General features: G+C 64.1%; 9 protein-coding genes and 1 tRNA gene. 8 read left to right on the forward strand and 2 right to left on the reverse strand.

Features of this window, described 5'->3' with window-relative positions:
• From EOA79_RS25885 to ugpC, 6 genes are all read left to right on the forward strand, one after another.
• Positions 1-626 (forward strand): dihydrodipicolinate synthase family protein (locus tag EOA79_RS25885; RefSeq protein WP_164893949.1); only part of this gene is annotated, 626 nt, incomplete at its 5' end.
• 22 nt (positions 627-648) lie between these two features.
• Positions 649-1308 carry a GntR family transcriptional regulator gene (locus EOA79_RS25890; protein WP_095799867.1) on the forward strand — a complete coding sequence of 220 codons (660 nt, stop codon included), beginning with the start codon at positions 649-651 and terminating at the stop codon, positions 1306-1308.
• A 61-nt stretch (positions 1309-1369) separates the two neighbouring features.
• Positions 1370-2707 carry a sugar ABC transporter substrate-binding protein gene (locus tag EOA79_RS25895; protein ID WP_128293423.1) on the forward strand — a complete coding sequence of 446 codons (1338 nt, stop codon included), beginning with the start codon at positions 1370-1372 and terminating at the stop codon, positions 2705-2707.
• Positions 2707-3645, forward strand: a complete 939-nt coding sequence (locus EOA79_RS25900) for a sugar ABC transporter permease (RefSeq protein WP_095799868.1) — start codon at positions 2707-2709, stop codon at positions 3643-3645. Before EOA79_RS25895 ends, EOA79_RS25900 begins: the two co-directional genes overlap by 1 nt.
• A complete protein-coding gene (locus EOA79_RS25905) occupies positions 3646-4467 on the forward strand; it encodes a carbohydrate ABC transporter permease (protein WP_082953638.1) in 822 nt (273 codons plus the stop codon).
• A 36-nt stretch (positions 4468-4503) separates the two neighbouring features.
• Complete coding sequence (gene ugpC / locus EOA79_RS25910) at positions 4504-5562, forward strand: sn-glycerol-3-phosphate ABC transporter ATP-binding protein UgpC (RefSeq protein WP_066990385.1); 1059 nt, start codon at positions 4504-4506, stop codon at positions 5560-5562.
• Positions 5563-5696: 134 nt separating this feature from the next.
• Here ugpC and EOA79_RS25915 read toward each other — a convergent pair.
• Together EOA79_RS25915 and EOA79_RS25920 are read right to left on the reverse strand one after the other, a co-directional pair.
• A tRNA-Arg gene (locus tag EOA79_RS25915) sits at positions 5697-5773 on the reverse strand.
• Between the two features lie 99 nt (positions 5774-5872).
• Positions 5873-7036: a M20 aminoacylase family protein gene (locus EOA79_RS25920; protein WP_095799871.1), complete on the reverse strand. Its 1164-nt coding sequence runs from the start codon at positions 7034-7036 to the stop codon at positions 5873-5875.
• 215 nt (positions 7037-7251) lie between these two features.
• Between EOA79_RS25920 and EOA79_RS25925 the strand changes: the two genes are divergently transcribed.
• Both EOA79_RS25925 and EOA79_RS25930 read left to right on the forward strand, forming a co-directional pair.
• Complete coding sequence (locus tag EOA79_RS25925) at positions 7252-8424, forward strand: D-alanyl-D-alanine carboxypeptidase family protein (protein ID WP_095824007.1); 1173 nt, start codon at positions 7252-7254, stop codon at positions 8422-8424.
• A partial coding sequence (locus tag EOA79_RS25930) for a GTP-binding protein (RefSeq protein ID WP_164893950.1) occupies positions 8421-9017 on the forward strand: 597 nt, incomplete at its 3' end. The genes EOA79_RS25925 and EOA79_RS25930, both read left to right, overlap by 4 nt.

Below are 9017 nucleotides of genomic sequence, written 5' to 3' on the forward strand. Positions count from 1 at the left end.
CTGCCGAGCAGTGCCGCCAGGCGTTGCAGCGCGGCGCCCGCAACATCCTTCTGGCGCCGCCGAGCTATTTCAAGAATGTCGGTGACGATGGGTTGTTCGGCTGGTTCGGCGCCGTGTTCGCCGCGCTCGGTCCGCTGGCCCGCGGCATGCTGCTCTACAACATCCCCTCGGTCACGACGGTGCAGCTGTCGCTCGACCTGATCGGCCGGCTTCGCAAGGCGTATCCGGGCGTGGTCGCCGGGGTCAAGGATTCCGGTGGAGACTGGGGCTACAGCGAAGCGCTGCTCAAGACGCATGGCGACCTGATCATCCTCATCGGCGACGAACGGCATCTGGCGCCGGCGGTGCGGATCGGCGGCCAGGGCGCGATTTCCGGCATGGCCAATTTCGCCGCCGGCGAACTGCGCGCCATGATCGAGAGCGGACGCGACGACTCCCGCGTGGAAAGCTTCGTCCTCGAACTGCTCCGGCATCCGGTCATCCCGGCGGTGAAGGCCATGGTGGCGCGCCAAACCGGCGACGAACGCTGGCTGACGGTTCGGCCGCCGCTCGTGCCGGTAGCCTTGCAGGAACGGCAACAGCTTGGCGCCGCTTACGACAGGCTGTTTGCGACACAGGCAGCCTGAACCGGGGAGGGCGCTGATCGGCATGGACGACACGAGCGAACCGGCAACCCTCAGGGAGAAGGCCTATGCCAGCTTCACGCGGCATCTGCTGGCCCGCGACCTCAGGCCCGGCCAGTTCGTTTCGCAGCGCGAGCTGGTCGCCTTCACCGGCCTGCCGCTCGGAGCCATCCGCGAGATCGTGCCGCGGCTCGAGGCCGAGGGACTGCTGACCACCATACCGCAACGCGGCATGCAGATCGCGCATATCGACATCAGCCTGATCCGCGAGGCTTTCCAGTTCCGCCTGTTCATAGAGCGCGAGGCGGTCGCGCTGTTTGCCGTCAACGCGTCCGACGCCGAGATTGCGGGTCTGAGGCGCGAGCACGAGGACATGCTCGCCCAAGCGCTGGCGCAGACCCCGACCCCCGAAATGGAAGCCAAGGCCCAGAACATCGACTGGGCTATGCATGACACCTTCATCAGCGCGCTGGGCAACGAGATCATCGCCAAGGCCTATCTGGTAAATTCGGTGAAGATCCGGCTCATCCATCAGGAGCGGTTCCGCATCGACGGTCGGGTCGTGCCGGTCATGCGCGAGCATCTTGCGGTGATCGAGGCCCTGGAGAAACGCGATCCGCAGATGGCGGTCGAGGCGATCAGCCAGCACATCGACAATGCGCGCCGGCTGGCGCTGCAGGTTTGAGGAAGCAAAACCGCGCCGCAATCGTCGTGGCGTAATCGACAACGACAACCGGGAGGAAGAAATGTCGTCCAATCCATTCAGTCCAACCAGAAGGCAGCTGCTCCAGGGAACCGCGGCTCTCGCCGCCACCGGCCTCGTCGGTCTTCGTCCGAGCTTCGCCGCGGGCGTCGACTGGAAGCGCTTTGCCGGCACGACGCTCGACGTCAACCTGGTCAAGAGCCCGCGCAGCGACACCATCCTGAAGAATCTCGCGGAGTTCGAGGAGCTGACCGGCATCAAGGTCAATGCCGAGGCGACACCCGAACAGCAGCAGCGCCAGAAGACGGTGATCGAGCTCAGCTCCGGCAAGCCGAGCTTCGACGTCGTGCATCTGAGCTACCATGTGCAGAAGCGCCAGTTCGAGAAGGGCGGCTGGCTGGCCGACATTTCCGGCTTCGTTGCCGATCCGGGCCTCACCGATCCCGGGCTGACCGAAAGCGACTTCGCCGAGGCGGGCATCCAGTTCGCCAAGGACGGCCAGGGCGTGCTGCGCTCGCTGCCGTTCTCGGTCGACTACTGGATCCTCTACTGGAACAAGGAGCTGTTCGACGCCAAAGGTATAAAATATCCCGAGAGCTTCGAGCAGCTGGTGGCCGCCGCTGAAGCGCTGACGGATCCCTCAAGCAACACCTTCGGTTTCGTCGCACGCGGTCTCAAGAACGCCAACACGCCGGTGTGGACGTCTCTGATGCTCGGCTACGACATGACGCCGCTCGGCAGCGACGGCAAGCTGCGCACGACCTCGCCGGAGGCGATCGAGGCTGCCGCCCTCTACAAGCGGCTGATGACCAAGGCCGCGCCTCCCGGCGTCACCGGCTTCAACTGGGCCGAGGCGCAATCCGCCTTCCTGCAGGGCAAGATCGGCATGTGGTTCGATGGCGTGGGCTTCGCACCGCCGATGGAAAATCCGGAGAAGTCGCGGGTGGTCGGCAAGGTCGGCTATGGCGTCATGCCGAAGGGACCCAAGGCGCATGCCGCAGGCACGTTCGGCGACGGCATCGGTGTCACGTCCGCCAGCGCGAAGAAGGAAGCGGCCTATCTGTTCTGCCAGTGGGCGGTCTCTCCGGCCATGGGCGCGCGCCTGCTGCAGGCCGGCGCCGGCGTGCCGTTCCGCAAGTCGGTGCTGGAAGATCCCAAGGTGCGCGAAGGCGTCACCATGCCGCCGAGCTGGCTGGATGCCGTGGTCGGCTCAGGCAACATCAGCCGGCTGGCGCTGCCGGTCATCATCCCGGTGACCGAGTTCCGCGACATCTATGGCGTGGCGCTGACCAACATGATTGCCGGCGCCGATCCCGCCGACGAACTGAAGAAGGCCACCGAGCAGTTCCAGCCGGTTCTCGACAGGAGCGAGCAAGGCTGATGTCCGCCATCGCCCCGGAACGCGCAGGGGTGACGACGCAAGCCGTCGAAGAGAGCCAGCCGATCCGGCTGGCTCCAAACTACTGGCCTTTCGTCATTCCTGCGCTCGTCGTCGTCGGCGCCGTGATCGTCTTCCCCTGGGCCTTCACGTTGTGGATGAGCGTCAACAGCTGGACGCTCGGCCAGTCGCGAAGCTTTGCCGGGATGGAAAATTATCTGCGCTTGGCGAGCGATCCGCGGTTTTGGGAATCGCTCTGGCATACCTTGATTTATACTTTCCTGTCGGTGGTCGCGCCGATGTTTTTCGGTACCGTCGCCGCGCTCATCTTCGACGCCAGGTTTGCCTTGCGCGGCCTGCTGCGCGGCGTCTTCGTGATGCCGATGATGGCCACGCCCGTCGCCGTGGCATTGGTCTGGACCATGATGTTCCATCCGCAGCTCGGCGTGCTCAACTATCTCTTGTCGCTAGTCGGCATTCCGGCGCAGGAGTGGATATTCAACGCCAACACCGTAATTCCTTCGCTGGTCGCGGTGGAGACCTGGCAGTGGACGCCGCTGGTGATGCTGATCGTGCTGGGTGGGCTGGCGTCAGTGCCGCGCGAGCCGTTCGAAAGCGCCGAGATCGACGGCGCCAATGCCTGGCAGCAGTTCCGCTACCTCACCTTGCCGATGATCGCGCCGTTTCTGATGATCGCGGTCATCATCCGCACGATCGATGCGCTCAAGAGCTTCGATATCATCTACGCGATGACCCAAGGTGGGCCGGGCACGGCATCGGAAACAATCAACATCTATCTCTACAACACCGCCTTCTCCTATTACGACATGGGCTACGGCTCGGCCATGGCGGTGGTGTTCTTCATCGTCATCGTGGCCCTGTCCTTCATCCTCCTGATGCTGCGCCAGCGCTCGCAATGGGTCGACACGGAGGGCAAATAGGTGAGCTCGCGGCTGCTCAACAAGATAGGCCTGTTCTTCGCGGCGCTGGTGCTGGTCTCGCCGGCGATCCTGTTCTTCCTCTGGATGATCTCGCTGTCGCTGAAGTTCGAGATCGACAACGGCGCCTATCCGCCGATCCTGATCCCGGAGCGCTTCGCCTGGTCGAACTACGCAAAGGTGTTCGAGGAGAACAATTTCCTGCTCTATCTGTGGAACTCGGTGCTGGTGACCGGCACGGCGACGCTGCTGGCGCTGCTGATCGGCGTGCCGGCCGGCTATGGCATCGCCAGGCTCAAGGCGGAACGCTCGGCGATCGTCATCATGATCGCCCGCATGACGCCCGGGCTTTCCTATCTCATCCCGCTGTTCCTCCTGTTTCAGTGGCTGGGCATCCTCGGCACGCTCTGGCCGCAGATCATCATCCATCTGGTGGTGACGGTGCCGATCGTGGTCTGGGTGATGATCGGCTATTTCGAGACGACGCCGATGGAATTGGAGGAGGCCGCCAACATCGACGGCGCCAGTTCGTGGCAGGTGTTTCGCCTGGTCGCGCTGCCGATCGCCAAGCCCGGCATCGTCGTCGCCTTCATCCTGTCGATCATCTTCTCGTGGAACAACTTCGTCTTCGGCGTCGTGCTCGCCAGCCGCGAGACGCGGACACTGCCGGTCGCGGTCTACAACATGTTGTCCTACGAGCAGGTGAGCTGGGGGCCGCTCGCCGCCGCCGCGCTGGTGGTGACGCTGCCGGTGCTGGTGCTGACCATGTTCGCGCAACGGCAGATCGTCGCCGGGCTGACCGCCGGCGCGGTCAAGGGTGGCTGAGCGCCTGATCCGCCCTCATTCTTTCGGAGATATGCAATGGCATCGGTAAGCATCAACAACGTGCAGAAGGCTTTCGGAGCCACTCGGATCATCCACGATGTCAGCGTCGATATCGCCGATGGCGAGTTCGTCATCCTGGTCGGACCGTCGGGCTGCGGAAAGTCGACGCTGCTGCGCATGATCGCGGGGCTGGAAACGATCTCGGCCGGAAAGATCGCAATCGGCGAGCGCACCGTGAACAACCTCAGGGCACGGGACCGCAACATCGCGATGGTGTTCCAGAACTACGCGCTCTACCCGCACATGACGGTGGCGGACAATATGGGCTTCGCGCTCAAGATCAAGAAAGCCGATCCGGCCGATACCGCGAGCCGGGTGAAGCGGGCAGCCGGCATTCTCGGCCTGGAAAAGCTGCTCGACCGCTATCCGCGCCAGCTTTCCGGCGGCCAGCGCCAGCGCGTCGCCATGGGCCGCGCCATCGTGCGCGACCCGCAGGTGTTTCTGTTCGACGAGCCGCTCTCCAATCTCGACGCCAAATTGCGCGTGCAGATGCGCGGCGAGATCAAGGCGCTGCATCAGCGGCTCGGCACCACCACCATCTATGTCACGCACGACCAGATCGAGGCGATGACCATGGCCGACAAGATCGTCGTGCTGCACGACGGTCTGGTCGAGCAAATCGGCGCGCCGCTCGATCTCTACGACCGGCCGGCCAATCTGTTCGTTGCCGGCTTCATCGGCTCGCCGGCCATGAACTTCATCCACGGCCACATCGAGGAGGGCATCTTCCGCAGTGCCGGTGGGCTGACGTTGCCGCTACCGCAAGGCATCCGGCCGAGCGAAGCCGCGGGAAGGGAACTGGTCTACGGCATTCGTCCCGAGCATATCCGGGCGACCGGCCAGGGTCTCTCCGGCACAGTCACGCTCATGGAGGCGACCGGCTCGGAAATCTTCGCCACGGTCGACTGCGGCGGAGAGGTGATCTCCTGCCTTTTCCGCGAGCGGCTGGCGCTGAAGCAAGGCGAGAGCGTGCGGATCGAGATCGACCGCGCCTCGGCGCATCTGTTCGACGCCAAAACCGGCCGGCGCATCTGATTGCCCTGCCCGCGCTCTCACCGCGGCGGCCAGGGAGTGCTTGAGATTCGAGCGAACGGAAAGCAACGGGAGCCCAGTTGCAAGAAAATGCAACATGGGAGCATTGCAAAAGTCAGCCAACCATTTGATTTAGTTGGTGATCCCGACAGGAATCGAACCTGTGACCTACAGATTAGGAATCTGCCGCTCTATCCTACTGAGCTACGGGACCACGCGGCCCGACACATAAACGCTTCGGGCCGGTTCGCCAAGAGGCGTTACCGGCCGATCGGCGGGAATCGGCCGGGAAGGTCGCCTCCGTGCAAAGCGGTCAGGCGGCCAGCGCCGTCTCCGCCAGCCTCACCCAATAGCTCATGCCGTGCGGTATGACCTCGTCGTTGAAGTCATAGGCCGGATGGTGAAGGCCGGCGGTGTCGCCGTTGCCGATGAAGATGAAGGCGCCGGGGCGCGCTTCCAGCATGTAGGAAAAATCCTCACCGCCCATCACCGGCTGGATGGCGCGGTGGACATTCGCGTCGCCGGCGACGCCGGCGGCAATATCGCTGGCGAAGGCCGTCTCTTCCGGATGGTTGAAAGTGACGGGATAGTTGGGGTCGTAGTCGACCTCGATCGTCGCGCCGAAGGCTGATGCCAGGCCAGCGCAAATGGCGCGGATTTTCTCTTCCGCTTTCCTGGCCACTTCCTTTTTCAGCGTGCGGACCGTGCCGGCGATCTCGGCTTTTTCCGGTATGACGTTGTAGGCATCGCCGGCATGGAATTTGGTCACCGACACGACGACGGCCTCGACCGGATCGGTGCTGCGTGAAGCAATGGTTTGCAAAGCGCTCACCAAGTGGCTGGTAATTACGATCGGGTCGATCGTGGCATGCGGCATCGCCGCATGGCCGCCATGCCCCTTGACGGTGATGGTGAATTCGGCGGTCGCCGCCATGATCGGGCCGGGCTTGATGGCGAACTCGCCGACGGGAAGGCCGGGCATGTTATGCATGCCGAACACCTTCGAGATGCCGAAGCGGTCCATCATGCCGTCCTTGACCATTTCGTTGCCGCCGCCGCCGCCTTCCTCGGCGGGCTGGAAGATCACCGCCACGGAGCCGACGAAATTGCGCGTTTCGGCGAGGTATTTGGCTGCGCCGAGCAGCATGGCGGTGTGGCCGTCATGGCCGCAGGCATGCATTTTGCCGGGAACGCTCGACGCGTAAGGCTTGCCGGTGATCTCGTTGATCGGCAAAGCGTCCATGTCGGCGCGCAGGCCGATGGCCGGACCCTCGCCCTTACGGCCGCGGATGATGCCGACGACGCCGGTTTTGCCGAGGCCGGTCACAACCTCGTCGCAACCGAAAGCCTGCAGCTTGTCGGTGACGAAGGCGGCGGTCTGGAAAACGTCGAAGTTCAGTTCCGGCGTCTGGTGCAGATGGCGCCGCCAGCCCGCGACTTCTTCCTGCATTTCCGCGGCACGGTTGAGAATTGGCATAATCGTTCCATTTCTTTGTTGGGGCAGGCAATTCAGGGCCGCTGCCCGGCAAGTGTGATCGTCTGGCGCTTTGCCATTTTGACGTCACATAGGGTAAATAGCACCGCATAATGCGGCCCGGAGTCGAGGGTCGGTCCGCACTATGCTGGCCATCGCGCAGCGAAATCTTACGGAGCCAGCGGCAACTACGGCAAGAGGCGATTTCGGAATTGATCATGCGGCAGAGGCATTTCCTCAACCTATTGCTTGCGGGGGCGCTGGCGCTGCCGATGCTTTCCGGCACTGCGCGCGCCAATCCGGTGGTGCTGTTCGACCTGAAGAGCGGCAAGGTGCTGGAGCATCAGGACGCCTTCAAGCGCTGGTATCCGGCCTCGCTGAGCAAGCTGATGACGGCCTATGTGGCGTTCCGAGCGATCGCCGCCGGCGAGGTGGCGCTCGATTCGCCGATCAAGGTGACGAAACATTCGGCCGGCGAGCCGCCGAGCAAGATGGGCTTCAAGCCCGGATCGGTCATGCGGCTCGACAATGCGCTGAAGATGATGCTGGTCAAGTCGGCCAACGACATCGCCATGGCCGTCGGCGAGAACATCGGCGGATCGCAGGCCGCCTTCGCCGACCGCATGAATGCCGAGGCCGCCAGGCTCGGCATGGTCGGAACGCATTTCGTCAACCCGAATGGGCTGTTCTCGCCGGACCAGTACACGACCGCGCGCGACCTTGCCGTCCTGGTGACGGCGCTTCGCAACGACTTCCCGCAATATGCGCCGTGGTTCTCTATCGAGGGCCTTGCCGTCGGTAAGAAGGCGATCCCGAACTACAATCTGCTGATCGGGCGCTATCCCGGCGCCGACGGGATGAAAACCGGCTTCGTCTGCTCCTCGGGCTTCAACATGATCGGCTCGGCGACGCGCGATGGCCGCACACTGGTTGCCGTGGTGCTCGGCGAAAAATCCGCCATCAGCCGCGCCGAAGCGGCGGCGAAGCTGCTCGACCAGGGTTTTGACGCGCCGGCGGCCGGGTCGACGACGCTCGCGGCGCTCAAGCCCTATGGCGACACGCTGTCGCCCAACGACCTGCAGGACGAGATCTGCAAGAAGAAGCCGAAGGAACAGCAGTCGGAGGCAGCGCCTGCCGTCGCCGCCAAGGACAAGGCCAAATCGCCCTATCAGGTGAAACTCGATCACCCGACGCTGATCGCGGTCGGCCTTGGCGGGGCCACCGGGCCGGCGCCCAAGGCTTTCGTCGACCAGACCGATCAGAACTATGCCGATGTGCCGCTGCCCAGTTGGCGGCCCGACAAGCCTCTGCCGGCCGGCGCCACACCCGCCGCAACCGCTGCCGCTGCAGCGCAGGGGGATCAGCCGGCCAAGGCGGCAAACTCGCCATGACCGGGCGCAGCGGCTTTCCCATACCCGTCTCGGTGCTCACCGGCTTTCTCGGGGCCGGCAAGACGACGCTGCTCAACCGGTTGCTCAAGGATCCGGCGCTTGCCGACACAGCCGTCATCATCAACGAGTTCGGCGAGGTGGCGATCGACCATCTGCTCGTCGAGCAAGCCTCAGACGGCATCATCCAGCTTTCCGACGGCTGCCTTTGCTGCACGGTGCGCGGCGAACTCGTCGATACGCTGGCCGACCTCGTCGACCGGCTGCAGACCGGACGCATCGCCAGGCTGGCCCGGGTCGTGGTCGAAACCACCGGCCTTGCCGATCCTGCACCGGTGCTGCAGTCGATCATGGCGCATCCGGCGCTGGTGCAGGCTTTCCGGCTCGACGGCGTCATCGCGCTGGTCGACGGCGTCAACGGGGCGGCCACGCTGGATGGCCATGTCGAGGCGGTGAAGCAGGCGGCAGTCGCCGACCGCATCGTGCTGACCAAGACCGATCTCACCGAGGCAAGCGACGTCGAGGCCCTGCGGGCGCGACTTCATCAGATAAATCCGAGCGCGGTCCTTCTCGACGTCAATGACCCCGCTACCGGG

Origin of the sequence: Mesorhizobium sp. M1A.F.Ca.IN.020.03.2.1 (genome assembly GCF_004023205.1) — a bacterium.
In the GTDB taxonomy this organism is placed as follows: domain Bacteria; phylum Pseudomonadota; class Alphaproteobacteria; order Rhizobiales; family Rhizobiaceae; genus Mesorhizobium.

Bases quoted from the DNA above. Each gene is read 5' to 3' on its own strand.
- EOA79_RS25890 (WP_095799867.1), top strand. From the start codon at position 649: ATGGACGACACGAGCGAACCGGCAACCCTCAGGGAGAAGGCCTATGCC.
- EOA79_RS25895 (WP_128293423.1), top strand. From the start codon at position 1,370: ATGTCGTCCAATCCATTCAGTCCAACCAGAAGGCAGCTGCTCCAGGGA.
- EOA79_RS25900 (WP_095799868.1), top strand. From the start codon at position 2,707: ATGTCCGCCATCGCCCCGGAACGCGCAGGGGTGACGACGCAAGCCGTC.
- ugpC (WP_066990385.1), top strand. From the start codon at position 4,504: ATGGCATCGGTAAGCATCAACAACGTGCAGAAGGCTTTCGGAGCCACT.
- EOA79_RS25920 (WP_095799871.1), bottom strand. From the start codon at position 7,036: ATGCCAATTCTCAACCGTGCCGCGGAAATGCAGGAAGAAGTCGCGGGC.
- EOA79_RS25925 (WP_095824007.1), top strand. From the start codon at position 7,252: ATGCGGCAGAGGCATTTCCTCAACCTATTGCTTGCGGGGGCGCTGGCG.